This window comes from Salmonella sp. SAL04214, assembly GCF_046550615.1.
GTDB lineage: Bacteria > Pseudomonadota > Gammaproteobacteria > Enterobacterales > Enterobacteriaceae > Salmonella > Salmonella enterica.
On record NZ_JBGDXT010000003.1, the window covers coordinates 433,129 to 448,783 of the forward strand.

The following is a 15,655-nucleotide window of genomic DNA, read 5'->3' on the forward strand; positions in this document are numbered from 1 at the left end:
AATGACCACTTTTTTACAACGTGATGATTTTGCAGTAACGGCGCGTGTTCTCGGCGCGTTGTTTTATTATTCGCCGGAAAGCCACGAAACCGCTCCTCTGGTTCAGGCGCTATTAACCGACGACTGGCAGGCGCAGTGGCCGCTTGATGCCGAGGCGCTTGCGCCTGTGGCGGCTATGTTTAAGACCCACAGCGAAGAGTCGTTGCCACAGGCCTGGCAGCGTCTGTTTATCGGCCCTTACGCTCTGCCGTCTCCGCCGTGGGGTTCCGTCTGGCTGGATCGTGAGAGCGTATTATTTGGCGATTCTACATTGGCGCTACGTCAGTGGATGCGCGAAAACGGGATTCAGTTTGAAATGCAGCAAAACGAGCCAGAAGATCATTTTGGGTCGCTGTTGCTGCTGGCGGCCTGGCTTGCCGAGAATGGCCGTCATCATGAATGCGAACAACTCCTGGCCTGGCATCTGTTTCCGTGGTCGTCCCGCTTTCTGGACGTATTTATCGATCATGCCGGGCATCCGTTTTATCAGGCGTTGGGGCAACTGGCGCGTCTGACGCTGGCGCAATGGCAAGCTCAACTCATTATTCCCGTCGCTGTAAAACCGTTATTCCGTTAATCCCCACAAAAGGCAGGATTTTACCTGCCTTTTCTCCCATTGCGGCCTATTTTTATCTACAAAAAGTGACAACGTCACACCACGCTTCTATTTTTAAGATAATTCTTTATCGTGAATGTTCACGCTAAGCCGTATAAGGGCAAAGCATAATTGTTAATAGATGTTTAACAGTGTTAAACATCACGCTCCGCTGGAATCCTTCCCAACCTGTTGCTATAGCTCAAAGCACCCTGCCGGAACATGGCATAACAACACGCGACTCTTAACGTCGCCATAACACATGCAAACAGGGAGACACACCGCAATGCACACCCTCACCCTAAAACGCGTACTTGGGTTCACTATCGTCATTTTGCTGTTACTGGCGCTGTTTATCTGGGGAATCGGTCTGGAGACGCTGAAAGCGCGCCAGGTCGATCTGCTGTATCTCGGACAACGGCATTTGATGCTGGTCTTTACGTCCATGTTTTTTGCTTTACTGGTCGGTATCCCGAGTGGGATTTTACTCAGCCGTCCTGCGGCAAAAGGATTTGCTGAATATGTCATGCAAATCTTTAATGTTGGTAATACCTTGCCGCCGCTGGCCGTCCTGGCCTTAGCGATGGTGATTATCGGGATCGGCGATACGCCCGCCATTGTCGCGCTATTTCTGGCCTCCCTTCTGCCTATCGTCCGCAATACCTATGCGGGCCTCTGTTCCGTTCCCGCCTCACTGATTGAAGCGGCCAACGGGATTGGGATGACAAAATGGCAGCGGCTTCGTCAGGTAGAGCTACCTAATGCGTGGCCAGTGATGCTGTCCGGTATTCGCATCGCGACCGCCATCAATGTCGGCACCGCGCCGCTAGCCTTTCTGATTGGCGCCAGCAGCTACGGCGAGCTGATTTTCCCGGGAATTTATCTCAACGATTTTCCGACGTTAATCCTCGGCGCAACGGCCACGGCGTTATTCGCGCTGATTCTTGACACTCTGCTTGCCTGGTTTGGGCGACGCCTTAGCCCTCATACCGTCTGAACGCATAAATAACAATAAGGAGCGTTAAATGAGATTCAAAAAACACCTGTTAGGATGGCTTGCCGCAACGCTGTTGTTCAGTAGCCAGACGCAGGCCGCGCCGCTGGTTCTCGCCACCAAAAGCTTTACCGAGCAGCATATTCTTTCCGCTATGACCGTTCAGTATTTGCAGAAGAAAGGCTTTCAGGTTCAGCCGCAAACCAATATCGCCGCGGTGATTTCACGTAATGCGATGGTGAATAAACAAATTGATATTACCTGGGAATACACCGGTACATCGCTGATTATTTTCAACCGTATCGATAAGCGCATGAGTCCACAGGAAACCTACGACACGGTAAAACGCCTGGATGCGAAGCTGGGCCTGGTATGGCTCAAACCGGCTGACATGAACAATACTTACGCGTTCGCGATGCAGCGCAAACGCGCCGAGTCGGAAAATATCACCACCATCTCGCAAATGGTGGCAAAAATCGAACAGGTCCGGCAGAACGATCCTGACCACAACTGGATGCTCGGCCTCGATCTGGAATTTGCCGGGCGCAGCGACGGAATGAAGCCCCTTCAGCAAGCCTACCAGATGCAGCTTGATCGCCCGCAAATACGACAGATGGACCCAGGGCTGGTCTATAACGCCGTTCGGGATGGGCTGGTTGACGCCGGGCTGGTCTATACCACCGACGGACGGGTGAAAGGGTTTGATCTGAAAGTGCTGGAAGATGATAAAGGCTTCTTTCCAAGTTACGCTGTCACGCCCGTGGTGCGTAAAGAGGTGCTGGAAGCCAATCCTGGCCTTGATGACGCCTTAAATACCCTTTCCGGCCTGCTCAATAACGATGTGATATCGACCCTAAACGCCCAGGTCGATATCGAGCATCGCACGCCGCAACAGGTAGCCCATCAATTTTTGCAGGACAAAGGTCTGCTGTAAGGAGCGCCTATGGATACGATATATTATATGCTGGATAACGCAGGCTATCTCGCCAGCCTTACCTTTCAGCATCTCTGGCTGGTCGCGCTGGCCGTCGGTCTGGCGATTATCATCGGCGTACCGTTAGGCGTTTTGATTGTACGCCACAAATGGCTGGCAACGCCGGTATTGGGCGCCGCCACGCTACTTCTTACCATTCCGTCTATCGCGCTGTTTGGATTAATGATCCCGCTCTTTTCGCTGATCGGGCATGGTATTGGCGTTCTGCCCGCCGTGACGGCCGTTTTTCTCTACTCTTTACTGCCGATTGTCCGTAATACCCATACTGCGCTTGATAGTTTGCCGCCCGGTCTGCGTGAAGCGGGACGCGGCATCGGTATGACTTTCTGGCAACGGCTGCGCTGGGTCGAAATCCCAATGGCCCTACCGGTTATTTTCGGGGGTATCCGCACCGCGGTAGTGATGAATATCGGCGTAATGGCGATTGCCGCGGTGATCGGCGCCGGCGGTCTGGGACTGCTACTGTTAAACGGCATTAGCGGCAGCGATATTCGCATGTTAATTGCCGGCGCGCTGATGATCTGTCTACTGGCAATTGTACTTGACTGGCTGTTGCATCGTCTGCAAGTCGTACTGACACCTAAGGGGATACGATAATGATAAAACTGGAAAATCTCACCAAACAATTTGTACAGAAAAAGGGTCAGCCGCTAAAAGCCGTCGACAACGTCAACCTGAACGTGCCGGAAGGCGAAATGTGCGTCTTACTCGGTCCCTCCGGCTGCGGCAAAACCACCACGTTAAAGATGATCAACCGGCTGATCGCGCCCAGCAGCGGTAATATTCTTATCAACGGCGAGAATACCAACGATATGGATACGGTAACGCTACGCCGCAATATTGGGTATGTTATCCAACAAATCGGCCTGTTTCCTAATATGACGATTGAAGAAAATATTACCGTTGTGCCGCGCATGTTGGGTTGGGACAAAGCACGCTGCAAGCAACGCGCCGAAGAGTTGATGGACATGGTGGCGCTGGATGCCAGAAAATTTCTGCATCGCTATCCAAAGGAGATGTCCGGGGGACAGCAGCAGCGCATTGGCGTGATCCGCGCTCTGGCCGCCGATCCGCCGGTACTGCTGATGGATGAGCCCTTCGGCGCGGTGGACCCCATTAACCGCGAAGTGATCCAGAACCAGTTTCTGGATATGCAGCGTAAGCTAAAAAAGACTGTGATGCTGGTCAGCCATGATATCGACGAAGCGCTAAAACTCGGCGACCGTATCGCCGTGTTCCGTCAGGGGCGAATTGTACAGTGCGCCAGTCCTGATGAACTGCTGGCCAAACCGGCTAACGAGTTTGTCGGGTCGTTTGTCGGTCAGGACAGAACGTTAAAGCGTTTGCTACTGGTCTCCGCAGGCGATGTTACCGACCAACAGCCAACCATTACCGCGCGGCCTTCCACGCCGTTAAGCGAGGCGTTCGGCATTATGGATGATCACGATATTCGCGCCATTACCGTCATTGACAACGACGGTAAGCCACTGGGATTTGTGAAGCGCCGGGAAGCGCGGAACGCCAGCGGAATCTGCGCCGATATCACCCATCCTTTCCGTATTACGGGCAAAGCGGAAGATAATCTGCGTATTGTGCTGTCCAGATTGTACGAAAGTAATACTAGCTGGATGCCGATCGTTGATGAAGACGGACGCTATAACGGTGAAATCTCTCAGGATTACATCGCCGATTATCTCAGCTCAGGCCGCACGCGTCGGGCGCTAAATATTCACGAAAGCAGCTAACGTTGCCGCCGGATGGCCTCTCGCTATCCGGCAGTATCATTATTGTACGCAATATTATATCGCACATAGTGCTTTTGCGTCTGACGCCATTTCCCCGCAGAATAGGCTATCCTGAAACTCCCTGTTTACCCGCTCATGCATCGTTTACACGCTTACCCGGATCTGCGCGCGATGTTTCGTCGCCTGCTGATCGCTACGCTCATCGGTATTCTCGCGGCGCTGGCTGTCGCCGCCTTCCGTCATGCGATGCAATTGCTGGAGTGGATTTTCCTGAGTAATGACACCGGCAGTCTGGTGAATGCGGCTGAGGGGCTTTCGCCCTGGCGACGGCTGATTACGCCAGCGCTTGGCGGCCTGGCCGCTGGTCTGTTGCTGTGGGGGTGGCAAAAAATGAACCAACAGCGCCCCCATGCGCCCACTGACTATATGGAAGCATTGCAAACCGACGGGCAATTTGACGTTGGCGCCAGTCTGGTGAAATCGCTGGCCTCGCTGCTGGTCGTGGTCAGCGGCAGCGCAATTGGTCGCGAAGGCGCAATGATCCTCCTCGCCGCGCTGGCGGCATCCAGCTTTGCCCGACGCTTCACGCCGCGTGAGGAATGGAAATTATGGATCGCCAGCGGCGCCGCTGCGGGCATGGCGGGCGCTTACCATGCGCCGCTGGCGGGCAGCCTGTTTATCGCGGAGATCCTGTTCGGTACCTTAATGCTGGCTTCCCTCGGCCCGGTTGTCGTTTCCGCCGTCGTCGCCCTGCTAACCACCCATGTATTAAACGGTAGCGATTCACTACTCTATACCGTACATCTGACCGTTGATCTCCACGCGCGGGAGTACGTCATGATAGTCAGTACCGGTCTGGTCGCCGGTCTGTGCGGCCCATTGCTGATGTGGCTGATGACGGCCAGTCATAATAGTTTCTTACGCTTAAAACTGTCGCCGCCCTGGCAGCTGGCGTTGGGCGGGCTTATTGTCGGATTACTGTCGTTACTCACGCCCACGGTATGGGGAAACGGCTATAGCGTCGTACAATCATTTTTGCTCTCCCCGCCGCTATTCTCGCTGATTGGCGGAATTTTTGTGTGCAAAATCCTGGCGGTGCTCGCCAGTAGCGGATCTGGCGCGCCGGGCGGCGTCTTTACGCCAACATTATTTGTCGGATTATCAATTGGAATGTTTCTGGGTCGGATATGGGGATTCTGGCTGCCAGGCTCGGATGAAATAGCAATTTTATTGGGGCTGGCGGGTATGGCGACGCTACTGGCGGCGACAACCCATGCGCCGATAATGTCCACCCTGATGATTTGTGAAATGACCGGCGAGTATCAGTTACTCCCCGGTCTGCTGATTGCCTGTGTAGTCGCGTCAGTGCTCTCGCGAACGTTACGCCATGATTCTATCTACCGCCAGCACGCTGCCGAGCATTGATAAACGAATATACTGCCCCAGCTCACGCTGCTCGGCGCGCGGCAGGTACGGTAACTCGCCAATCAGCGGCGCTGGCAGTTTTTTCCCAAGCACATCAATAATTTCAGCATAATGCGCCAGGCCAGGATTGATACGATTCGCCACCCAGCCAATTAATGGCAGTCCATCGTTAGCGACAGCTTGCGCAGTCAGTAGCGCATGATTAATGCACCCCTCCTGAATCCCTACCACCATCAATACCGGTAACTGTTCCTGTACCACCCATTCGGACAATGGACGTAAATCATTCATCAAACTACGCCAGCCGCCAGTACCCTCCACAACCACGTGGTCCACTTTATCGCTCAGGCTCGCCAGACCGTTGGACAGCAAGGTGTAATTTATAGGACAGCTATGCGCGACGCTGCTTTCTTCTTCGCTTAACGCGATCGGATTAATCGCCTCATACGGCAACTCCAGCGAAGAGACGCTTTGCAATACCAGCGCGTCTTTGTTGCGCATCCCTTCTGCAGTCTCTTTGCTCCCTTTAGCGACAGGTTTATACCCTGCAACGCTCTTACCACCCGACGCTAACGCTTGTAGTAATGCGCGGGAAACCACCGTCTTCCCAACAGAAGTGTCTGTACCTGTAATAAAGAAACGCTTCAGCATCACTAACTCCACCGTTATGCTTCGAAAATATAAGCCAGGAAAATAATACAGTGGAGAAAGTCTAAGATATGGCAAGGGCAATCAGCTTGAGTTAGCGCAAATTTTTGTACAACAGTTAAAAAATGTTAACCCTGTAATAGACGAATCAACAAAGAGCCGTTATACATCGCGTCTTTTACCAACGCCGCCCCGGCCATCGTGCCCTGGTTGGTAAACTGCGTGCTTTCCACAACCGTGTTCCTGCTGTAGGCGGGCAGCGCCTGCTGACGGATACTGTCAGCAATGGCCGGAAAAAGGATATCAGCCGCTTTACTTAGCGGCGAACCAATAAGAATTTTTTGCGGATTAAATAAATTCACCATGATAGCCAGAATGCGTCCGACATGCGCGCCAACGCCGCTAATAATATCTTTTGCTAATAGATCTCCCTGCATCGCCGCCTGACACAGTGAATCTACCGTTAACGGCTGGCCGTGCAACATTGAACTCATCGATTGATTAAGCCGAAGCTGCGTAAGTTCCAGCACACTATCGACGCTGGCGATGGTCTCCAGACAGCCATGATTACCGCAATAACAGCGCTTACCATAAGGATCGACCTGGGTATGCCCAATCTCTACCAGACTGCTACTGCCCGCATGAAGCAAATGACCGTCGGTGATAACGCCCGCCCCCACATTATGATCAATCACCACCTGGATAACGTCGCGCGCGCCGCGTGAGGCGCCAAAAAGCGCCTCTGCCATCGTCCAGGCGCTAATATCATGCTGAATGTAAACCGGTACGCCGGTGTGCCGCTCCAGCGCATCTCCCAAAGGCATCTCTTTGACATCTTCATAATACGGCATCCGGTGCACAACGCCGTTTTCGGTATCGATAATGCCCGGTAACGTAATGGCAATGGAGGTCAGACGCTCCAGTTTCTGCTGATGGCGGGTAAAAAACCGATCAACGTGCGTAATAATTCGCTCAAGCAACGGCATGGCTTCGTTTAACGGCAGCGGCAGACACTCTTCTACCACCAGTTTGCTGCTAAGATCGCGCAGCGCAAGGAAAATTTCGCCACGGCTAATACGAATAGATAAATAGTGCCAGGCTTCCGTTTCCACCATCAGCCCGACGGCGGGACGTCCGCGACTGCCCGCCTCTTTAATTTCAAGTTCCTGAACCAAATGCGCTTCCAGCATTTCGCGGACAATTTTCGTAATACTGGCAGGCGCTAACTGCGCCAGACGAGACAGGTCAATTCGCGATACCGGTCCGAGCTGATCAATCAGGCGATACACTGCGCCAGCATTGGTCTGCTTAATTTGATCGATATGCCCAGGCTGACTATCAGCAACCACCGCTCACTCCCTTTATTTTCGCGCTCCGAAATAATCTGTGTGCTATGGTGAAACACTTCAATACTCGCCGTCAACTTTTTGCTTAGCCGTGTGATTAACTGCACATTTTCACCCTTTTTAAGCGTAATTAATCCTGTCGGGCAGCCAGTAATAGCAGTTGGCAAAACCGCTGTACGGCATGACTCTGTTCATGATGCTTCGGCCATACCAGCCACATTTCAGATACGGCGTCCTCTTCTGCCAGGGGAACCCAGCGCATCTCGCTCATCTGTACACGCTTAAAGGATGCCGGCAGAATCGAGACACCCAGTCCCGCCGCCACCAGACCGATAATGGTCATTGCCTCGCCAACCTCCTGCGTGATGGTCGGCGACAGGTTATAGCGCCGCATCAGGCCGAGAATATCGTCGTAGAGGCCCGTCCCGACATGTGGATCGAAAAAGACGAAAGGTTCTTCCGCCAGTTCTGTCAGACTGACGACCGGCTTTTGCGCCAGCCGATGTTCGCGCGGGATCATGGCCATAAGCGGCTCATGCAAAATCACCTCGCGATTAAGTGTGTCGGGCAGCGGCGTATTCCGCAGCAAGCCAATATCCAGTACGCCTTCGTTGAGCGGCGCGATTTGCTCACGCGTATTCATTTCACGCGTTTGCATATGCACTCCCGGATAGGACTGGCGGAACAACGAAAAGGTATGCGATACCGCCCGAATAAAAGGTGCTGAAGACGTAAAGCCAATACGGATTTCTCCCGCTTCGCCCTGATGCAACCGCTCGGCGCGAGCGGCGGCGTCGTTTACCAGACTCAGGATGTGTCGGCTATCCACCAGAAACTGTCGCCCGGCGGCGGTTAACGCTACGCTGCGGTTGGTCCGCGCCAGTAATCGCGCGCCGACCTGCTGCTCCAGAATTTGTATCTGCTGACTGAGCGGCGGCTGCGAGATATTGAGGCGCGCGGCGGCGCGACCAAAATGCAGCTCTTCTGCTACCGCCACAAAGTAACGTAAATGACGTAATTCGATATTCATATTTTTAACGTCTTATTTGAGACAATTAATATATTAGACAGAATATTTTGCTTTTTCTATGCTTTACATGTCGGTTATACCCGTCTCCTGTTGACGGAGATGTAAAGCAAGGATTTAACGTGAGTCGTACAACTATTCTCGATGACGCCACGGCGAGCGATATCGATGAACAACGCCATTCTCAGCCGGTTCAATTTATTAAACGCGGTACAGCGCCTTTCATGCGCGTCACGCTGGCCCTTTTTTCCGCGGGCCTGGCGACTTTCGCGCTCCTTTATTGCGTTCAGCCTATACTACCGGTACTTTCCCAGGAGTTTGGCGTCTCCCCCGCCAGCAGCAGCGTTTCACTTTCTATTTCTACCGCCATGCTGGCTATCGGCTTACTTTTTACCGGCCCGCTTTCTGATGCGATAGGCCGTAAACCGGTGATGGTCACCGCCTTGTTATTAGCCTCCTGCTGCACATTGTTATCAACCATGATGACCAGCTGGCATGGTATTCTGATTATGCGCGCGCTGATCGGTCTGTCGTTAAGCGGCGTCGCCGCGGTGGGAATGACCTACCTGAGCGAAGAAATCCATCCCAGCTTTGTCGCTTTCTCTATGGGTCTCTATATTAGCGGTAATTCCATCGGCGGGATGAGCGGGCGTTTATTAAGCGGCGTCATGACCGACTTTTTTAACTGGCGCATCGCGCTGGCGGCCATCGGATGCTTTGCGCTGGCGTCCGCGCTGATGTTCTGGAAGATTTTACCCGCCTCGCAACATTTTCGTCCCACGTCGCTACGGCCTAAAACGCTATTTATTAATTTCCGTCTCCACTGGCGCGATCGGGGGTTACCTCTGCTGTTTGCGGAAGGTTTTTTACTGATGGGCGCGTTCGTCACCCTGTTTAACTACATTGGCTATCGCCTGATGCTCTCCCCCTGGGAATTAAGCCAGGCCGTGGTCGGACTGTTATCCGTAGCCTATCTCACCGGCACATGGAGCTCGCCGAAAGCTGGCGCAATGACCTCACGCTATGGCCGGGGGCCGGTGATGCTGTTCTCTACCGCAGTAATGCTGGGTGGGCTTTTACTGACGCTTTTTACCTCGCTTTGGCTGATTTTTGCCGGGATGCTGCTTTTTTCCGCCGGCTTTTTCGCCGCGCACTCCGTGGCCAGTAGTTGGATTGGCCCGCGTGCGCGCCGGGCGAAGGGACAGGCCTCGTCACTTTATCTTTTCAGCTATTATCTGGGGTCCAGTATCGCCGGGACGCTAGGCGGCGTATTCTGGCATAGTTACGGCTGGAACGGCGTAGGCGGTTTTATCGCGCTAATGCTGGTGCTGGCCATCCTGGTCGGGACGCGGTTACATCACCGTCTTCACGCCTGAAAAGAAATAATCCGGCGATAGCAACGTGCGCTATCGCCGGGCTGGTTTCACGCCACGACTCACTGTTCACCACAGACCTGTCAGGCTTGATACGCCCATAACTTCTCTGATTGCATCCAGCGCCAGAAGCGTAAATACCACCCAGATTATCGGATTCATATACGGTGTGCCTGTTATTCTGGAGGGCGGATATTACCGCCTCTGCGACCAAAAATAACGGCCGGTAACGTAAAGCTACCTATTATGGTGGGGGCTGACATCGCGTTACCGGGGGATTGTACATAGCGTTACATGCCGAAACCAATCACTCACGGAAGCCTTTTGATAACAGCGATATAGTCATTTCACCGGCCCCGCAGTGGGGTTGAATGAAAACCAAATCGAGGGTATCAAAATGAAAAAAGTATTAGCTCTGGTTGTTGCCGCTGCAATGGGTCTCTCTTCCGCAGCATTCGCGGCTGAGACTGCAACGCCTGCGAAAACCGCAGCGCCTGCCAAAACAACCCAGACCACCCAGCACCACAAAAAACAGCATAAAAAAACCGTTGAGCAAAAAGCGCAGGCGGCTAAAAAGCACCAGAAAAAAGATGGCAAAAAAGCCCCAGCCAAATCTGTGTCAAAAACAACTTCGCAGCCGGCTGCGTAAGTCGTAACATGCTGCGGCGCGCCCCCGCGCCCGTTTTTACGGCGCTAAATTGTTCTGGTTTAGCGCCGCCTTCCGGGAGGGCAAAAAAGTGTCTCGCTACCGCTTTGAGCTCATTCTTATCGTGCTTATTTTATGCGCCGTTATTGCCACGCATTTCTATCTTTCCTGAGTGTAGTTATCTGATTTTACTCCCACTTTCTTACCGTCACGTCTATAGTAGTACTGAGGGTTTGTTGTTAATAATCATAATTACCCACCAGAGTGTGATATGCATAAAACCATTGCTGTATTACTGGGCATAGTGTGTTTTTTACCGGTTATGGCGAAAGCCAGGGGGGCTGAAACAGACGCCACGGATGCCAGCGACGTCAAAACGCTTTTTTTTAACCATGATGATCGGGTGCCCGTCGCCGATCCTACCCAATCGCCGTGGGATGCCATCGGGCAACTAGAGACCGCCAGCGGTAATTTGTGTACGGCAACGCTTATCTCCCCGCATATCGCCCTGACAGCAGGTCACTGCCTGCTAACGCCACCGAAAGGAAAACCAGACAAGGCGGTTGCGCTGCGTTTTGTGGCGCGAAAAGGAGTATGGCGCTATGAAATCCACGGCATTGAAGGCCGCGTTGAACCGTCGCTGGGCCGACGCCTGAAAGCGGATGGCGATGGCTGGATTGTGCCGCCTGCCGCGGCAAGCTGGGATTTTGGTCTGGTAATATTACGCTACCCACCTTCCGGTATCACGCCAGTGCCTTTATTTACCGGCGATAAAGCGGCGCTCACTGCGGCGTTGAAAGCCGCAGACCGAAAAGTCACGCAGTCCGGTTATCCGGAAGATCATCTGAATGCGCTTTATTCCCATCAGGATTGCGTCGTGACCGGCTGGGCGCAGAATGCCGTACTCTCACACCAGTGCGACACGTTACCTGGCGACAGCGGCTCGCCGCTCTTATTGCACACGGATAGCGGATGGCAGCTCATTGGCGTACAAAGCTCCGCTCCTGCGGCTAAAGATCGCTGGCGCGCCGATAACCGCGCCATATCCGTCACCGGCTTTCGCGATAAGCTGAAAGCTCTGGCGCAGGATTAATGCGGGAATCGCTGCCTGACCGGCAGCGATCGTCTCAGGCAAATTTGATCATGACCATTCCTGCGAGCAGCAATATCACGCCAACCCAGCCTTTGGGATTTAAGCGCTGGCCGAAGAGCACCCAGCCCGCCGCCAGCGTGGCGGCAATACCAAAACCGCCCCATAGCGCATACGCCACCGACAGGTCTATCCCTTTTACCGCCTGGGAAAGCGCGCTGAAGGCGGCCAGAACAGCGGCAAGCGATAAGATGCCATAGCATTTACGGCGAAAGCCGTCCGAAAATTTCAACAGTACGTTAGCCGCGATTTCCAGCATTATTGCCAGCCCAAGCCAGGCGCCGTGTATCCATTCAAATTGTTGCACGAGCCGCCTCCTTCACCGGTTTGCCGGGTTTACGCGTCCCTGATTTGATCAATACTATGCCAGCGACCAGCGTCAGCAAGCCGGCAATCTTCATGGTTGATAATGCTTCATCAAATAGCAGCACGCTAAAAATGGTAATAAATAAAATGCCGATCCCTTCCCATAAGGCATACGCTACACCCAGGGCAATCTTTTTTACCGCAAAAGAAAGAAATATATATGACAGCGTGATCATCACCAGCATTAAAATAAAACCCGCATTGCCATTACCCACGCTAGCCCATTTCATTGAGAGCGTGCCGGTAATTTCAGTCGCGATAGCCAGAGCTAATAAAATCCAGTAAAACATGACACTTCTCCTGCATGAGAATATACTCTTTCGAGTCTGCTGCACGCAGCAAACTAAAAAATAAAATCAGTTAGCACAGCGCATTGCGCCAGCTCAGGCAGAAGTGAGAGACTAAAGTGCGTTACGCCAGTGCTGCTCGCCGATAAGCAGGAAAAAGGAGGTAGAGTGAAGATGCGTTTGCGTGGAGAAAAAAGCGCTGAACATATTGTCCATAATATTACAATTATCCGCAGTGTTGCTTCTCGTCATCGCGGATGATAATTGTCCTCGGTAGTTGAACACGCCTGATTTGTATCATAAGCCAGGAATTAACTCAAAATATTTTCACTTCTTTACCTGAAGTGTTTGATTTTAACCAGAACAGGTCGACCGACATCACATTATTATTCGTGTCGGCATCAGAAAACAGGGACTGATATGGCAAAACCGATCATCACGCTCAATGGTCTAAAAATCGTCATTATGCTGGGAATGCTGGTAGTTATTCTGAGCGGTATCCGCTTCGCCGCAGATATCATTGTTCCCTTTATTTTGGCGTTATTTATTGCAGTCGTTCTCAATCCCGTTGTGCAACGGATGACCCGATGCCGAATTCCGCGCGTTATCGCCGTATCATTGCTCATTGTGATTATTGTTATGTTAATGGTACTGCTACTGGCCTATTTGGGGACATCATTAAATGAACTGGCTCGTACCCTACCGCAGTATCGCTCCTCATTGGTGATACCGTTGCAACGTATTGAACCGTGGTTACAGCGAGCAGGCATTGGCGTGTCGGTTGATGAGCTGGCGAAATATATCGATCCAAACGCCGCCATGACTTTGGTAACGAACCTGCTCACCCAGCTGTCCAATGCTATGTCGTCCATCTTTTTATTGTTATTGACCGTGGTATTTATGCTGCTGGAGGTTCCACAATTGCCTGAAAAACTGCAGCAGATGATGAGCCGCCCGGTAGAAGGTATGGCGGCAATTCAACGCGCGCTTGATAGCGTTTCCCATTATCTGGTGTTAAAAACAGCGATCAGTATCGTGACGGGGCTGGTCGCATGGGGAATGCTGGCCGCACTGGATGTCCGCTTCGCCTTTGTCTGGGGTCTACTGGCCTTCGCGCTGAACTATATCCCTAATATTGGATCGGTGCTCGCTGCCCTGCCCCCCATTATTCAGGTGCTGGTATTTAACGGGTTTTATGATGCGCTGCTGGTGCTGGCAGGCTATCTGCTGATTAATCTGGTCTTCGGCAATATCCTTGAGCCACGAATCATGGGACGTGGTTTAGGCCTTTCAACCTTAGTGGTATTTTTGTCGTTAATTTTCTGGGGCTGGCTATTAGGTCCGGTGGGCATGTTGCTCTCCGTTCCGTTAACCATCATTGTCAAAATCGCCCTCGAACAGACCACCGGCGGGCAGAGTATCGCCGTTCTGCTTAGCGATTTAAACAAAAGATAAAATGCAATACATACACAAAATCATTCAAGATGCCTCGCGGCGGCAAGGGAAGAAATCCCCGGGAGCATAGATAACGATGTGACCGGGTTTTCTGAGCGCAGCCAACAAAGAGGCAGCTTAAAGGATGAAGTGTATAAAAACGGCCTCCGAAGAGGCCGCCGCACGTTTAAAAGATTAAAGCGCTTTCAGAATCGCATCCACGCTGGCTTTGGCATCGCCAAACAGCATTTGCGTATTCTCTTTAAAGAACAGCGGGTTCTGCACGCCAGCATAACCGGTATTCATTGAACGCTTAAAGACCACGACATTCTGTGCTTTCCACACTTCGAGAACCGGCATACCGGCGATCGGGCTGCGGGGATCGTCTTGCGCCGCCGGGTTCACCGTATCGTTCGCGCCAATCACCAGCACGGTATCGGTATCGGCGAAATCATCGTTGATCTCATCCATTTCCAGCACGATGTCATAAGGCACTTTCGCCTCCGCCAACAGCACGTTCATATGCCCCGGCAGGCGACCCGCCACCGGATGAATGCCGAAACGCACGTTGATACCGCGTGCACGCAGTTTTTCGGTGATTTCCGCCACCGGATACTGCGCCTGCGCCACCGCCATCCCGTACCCCGGCGTAATAATGACGGAGTGGGAGTTTTTCAGCATCTCAGCGGTCTCTTCCGCTGTGATTTCGCGATGTTCGCCAGCTTCCTGATCGTCGCCTGTTGAGGAGCCGTCAGTACCGAACCCACCAGCAATAACGCTGATGAAAGAGCGGTTCATCGCTTTACACATAATGTAAGACAGGATCGCGCCTGACGAACCGACCAGCGCGCCGGTCACAATCAGCAAATCGTTGCTCAACATGAAGCCAGCCGCCGCGGCAGCCCAACCGGAATAGGAGTTCAGCATTGAAACAACCACCGGCATGTCCGCCCCGCCGATAGAGGCGACCAGATGCCAACCAAACGCCAGCGCGATAATGGTCATCAGCAGTAGCGCCAGAACCTGTAGACCCACGCTTTCGGTGCGGACAAAAACCAGCAGCAACAGGAAAGAAACAACCAGCGCCGCCAGGTTCATTTTGTGACGGTTAGGCAACATCAACGGCTTAGAAGAGATTTTGCCGCGCAGTTTACCAAACGCTACGATCGATCCAGTGAAAGTGACTGCGCCAATAAAGATACCGAGGAAGACTTCGGTCAGATGGATATTCACCAGCACCGGCGCCAAACTGGCGTCATGGTACAGATAGCTGTTAAAGCCAACCAGTACCGCCGCCAGGCCCACGAAACTGTGCAGAATCGCGACCAGCTCCGGCATCTCGGTCATCTCAACTTTTTTCGCCATGCGGATGCCAATCGCGCCGCCAATAATCATGGCGACCAGAATCCATGCCACGTTGCCGGTATCCGGCCCGAAAATGGTCGCCAGCAACGCGATCGCCATCCCGGCAATACCGAAGTTATTCCCCTGGCGGGACGTTTCATGCTTTGAAAGCCCGGCAAGACTGAAAATAAACAGGATCGCGGCAACAATGTATGCAGCTGTAACTAATCCTCCAGACATGT

General features: G+C 52.7%; 17 protein-coding genes. 10 read left to right on the top strand and 7 right to left on the bottom strand.

Features of this window, described 5'->3' with window-relative positions:
• Position 1: 1 nt before the first annotated feature.
• The 6 genes from dmsD to clcB all read left to right on the top strand — a co-directional run bounded on the left by dmsD (position 2) and on the right by clcB (position 5,792).
• Positions 2 to 616, top strand: coding sequence for a Tat proofreading chaperone DmsD (gene dmsD / locus ACLJQD_RS07850; protein WP_000206567.1), 615 nt, complete (start codon positions 2 to 4; stop codon positions 614 to 616).
• A 304-nt stretch (positions 617 to 920) separates the two neighbouring features.
• The gene (gene osmY / locus ACLJQD_RS07855; RefSeq protein WP_000557304.1) at positions 921 to 1,631 is read left to right on the top strand and encodes an osmoprotectant ABC transporter permease OsmY; all 711 of its coding nucleotides are present in this window, start codon (positions 921 to 923) and stop codon (positions 1,629 to 1,631) included.
• Positions 1,632 to 1,659: 28 nt separating this feature from the next.
• On the top strand, positions 1,660 to 2,562 hold the full coding sequence (gene osmX / locus ACLJQD_RS07860) for an osmoprotectant ABC transporter substrate-binding protein OsmX (protein WP_001211193.1): 903 nt from the start codon (positions 1,660 to 1,662) through the stop codon (positions 2,560 to 2,562).
• A 9-nt stretch (positions 2,563 to 2,571) separates the two neighbouring features.
• Positions 2,572 to 3,219, top strand: coding sequence for an osmoprotectant ABC transporter permease OsmW (osmW, locus tag ACLJQD_RS07865; RefSeq protein WP_017441040.1), 648 nt, complete (start codon positions 2,572 to 2,574; stop codon positions 3,217 to 3,219).
• Positions 3,219 to 4,367: an osmoprotectant ABC transporter ATP-binding protein OsmV gene (gene osmV, locus ACLJQD_RS07870; protein WP_000593093.1), complete on the top strand. Its 1,149-nt coding sequence runs from the start codon at positions 3,219 to 3,221 to the stop codon at positions 4,365 to 4,367. Before osmW ends, osmV begins: the two co-directional genes overlap by 1 nt.
• 135 nt (positions 4,368 to 4,502) lie before the next feature.
• Complete coding sequence (clcB, locus tag ACLJQD_RS07875) at positions 4,503 to 5,792, top strand: voltage-gated ClC-type chloride channel ClcB (protein WP_000554911.1); 1,290 nt, start codon at positions 4,503 to 4,505, stop codon at positions 5,790 to 5,792.
• On the opposite strand, the gene bioD is transcribed toward clcB, so the two are convergent.
• From bioD to ACLJQD_RS07890, 3 genes are all read right to left on the bottom strand, one after another.
• Complete coding sequence (gene bioD / locus ACLJQD_RS07880; RefSeq protein ID WP_000919206.1) at positions 5,748 to 6,443, bottom strand: dethiobiotin synthase; 696 nt, start codon at positions 6,441 to 6,443, stop codon at positions 5,748 to 5,750. The genes clcB and bioD overlap by 45 nt on opposite strands.
• Positions 6,444 to 6,568: 125 nt before the next feature.
• On the bottom strand, positions 6,569 to 7,789 hold the full coding sequence (mlc, locus tag ACLJQD_RS07885; RefSeq protein ID WP_017441039.1) for a sugar metabolism global transcriptional regulator Mlc: 1,221 nt from the start codon (positions 7,787 to 7,789) through the stop codon (positions 6,569 to 6,571).
• 127 nt (positions 7,790 to 7,916) lie between these two features.
• On the bottom strand, positions 7,917 to 8,816 hold the full coding sequence (locus tag ACLJQD_RS07890; RefSeq protein ID WP_001624166.1) for a LysR family transcriptional regulator: 900 nt from the start codon (positions 8,814 to 8,816) through the stop codon (positions 7,917 to 7,919).
• A gap of 119 nt (positions 8,817 to 8,935) precedes the next feature.
• On the opposite strand from ACLJQD_RS07890, the gene ACLJQD_RS07895 reads away from it, so the two are divergent.
• Complete coding sequence (locus ACLJQD_RS07895) at positions 8,936 to 10,189, top strand: MFS transporter (protein WP_000091796.1); 1,254 nt, start codon at positions 8,936 to 8,938, stop codon at positions 10,187 to 10,189.
• A gap of 66 nt (positions 10,190 to 10,255) precedes the next feature.
• Here the strand turns inward: ACLJQD_RS07895 and ACLJQD_RS07900 are convergent, their stop codons facing one another.
• Entirely contained in the window at positions 10,256 to 10,348 is a 93-nt protein-coding gene (locus ACLJQD_RS07900; RefSeq protein ID WP_001068154.1) for a KPN_01571 family protein, read from the bottom strand.
• Between the two features lie 235 nt (positions 10,349 to 10,583).
• Between ACLJQD_RS07900 and asr the strand changes: the two genes are divergently transcribed.
• Together asr and ACLJQD_RS07910 are read left to right on the top strand one after the other, a co-directional pair.
• A complete protein-coding gene (asr, locus tag ACLJQD_RS07905) occupies positions 10,584 to 10,835 on the top strand; it encodes an acid resistance repetitive basic protein Asr (protein WP_017441038.1) in 252 nt (83 codons plus the stop codon).
• A gap of 268 nt (positions 10,836 to 11,103) precedes the next feature.
• A complete protein-coding gene (locus tag ACLJQD_RS07910; protein WP_000549649.1) occupies positions 11,104 to 11,925 on the top strand; it encodes a trypsin-like serine peptidase in 822 nt (273 codons plus the stop codon).
• 34 nt (positions 11,926 to 11,959) lie between these two features.
• On the opposite strand, the gene mdtI is transcribed toward ACLJQD_RS07910, so the two are convergent.
• Together mdtI and mdtJ are read right to left on the bottom strand one after the other, a co-directional pair.
• Entirely contained in the window at positions 11,960 to 12,289 is a 330-nt protein-coding gene (gene mdtI / locus ACLJQD_RS07915; RefSeq protein ID WP_001183821.1) for a multidrug/spermidine efflux SMR transporter subunit MdtI, read from the bottom strand.
• Positions 12,276 to 12,638, bottom strand: coding sequence for a multidrug/spermidine efflux SMR transporter subunit MdtJ (mdtJ, locus tag ACLJQD_RS07920; protein WP_000500277.1), 363 nt, complete (start codon positions 12,636 to 12,638; stop codon positions 12,276 to 12,278). The genes mdtI and mdtJ overlap by 14 nt, the downstream gene beginning before the upstream one ends.
• Positions 12,639 to 13,055: 417 nt before the next feature.
• On the opposite strand from mdtJ, the gene ACLJQD_RS07925 reads away from it, so the two are divergent.
• Positions 13,056 to 14,090, top strand: coding sequence for an AI-2E family transporter (locus ACLJQD_RS07925; protein ID WP_001118268.1), 1,035 nt, complete (start codon positions 13,056 to 13,058; stop codon positions 14,088 to 14,090).
• Positions 14,091 to 14,264: 174 nt separating this feature from the next.
• On the opposite strand, the gene pntB is transcribed toward ACLJQD_RS07925, so the two are convergent.
• The gene (gene pntB / locus ACLJQD_RS07930) at positions 14,265 to 15,653 is read right to left on the bottom strand and encodes a Re/Si-specific NAD(P)(+) transhydrogenase subunit beta (protein ID WP_000014056.1); all 1,389 of its coding nucleotides are present in this window, start codon (positions 15,651 to 15,653) and stop codon (positions 14,265 to 14,267) included.
• Positions 15,654 to 15,655 lie beyond the last annotated feature (2 nt).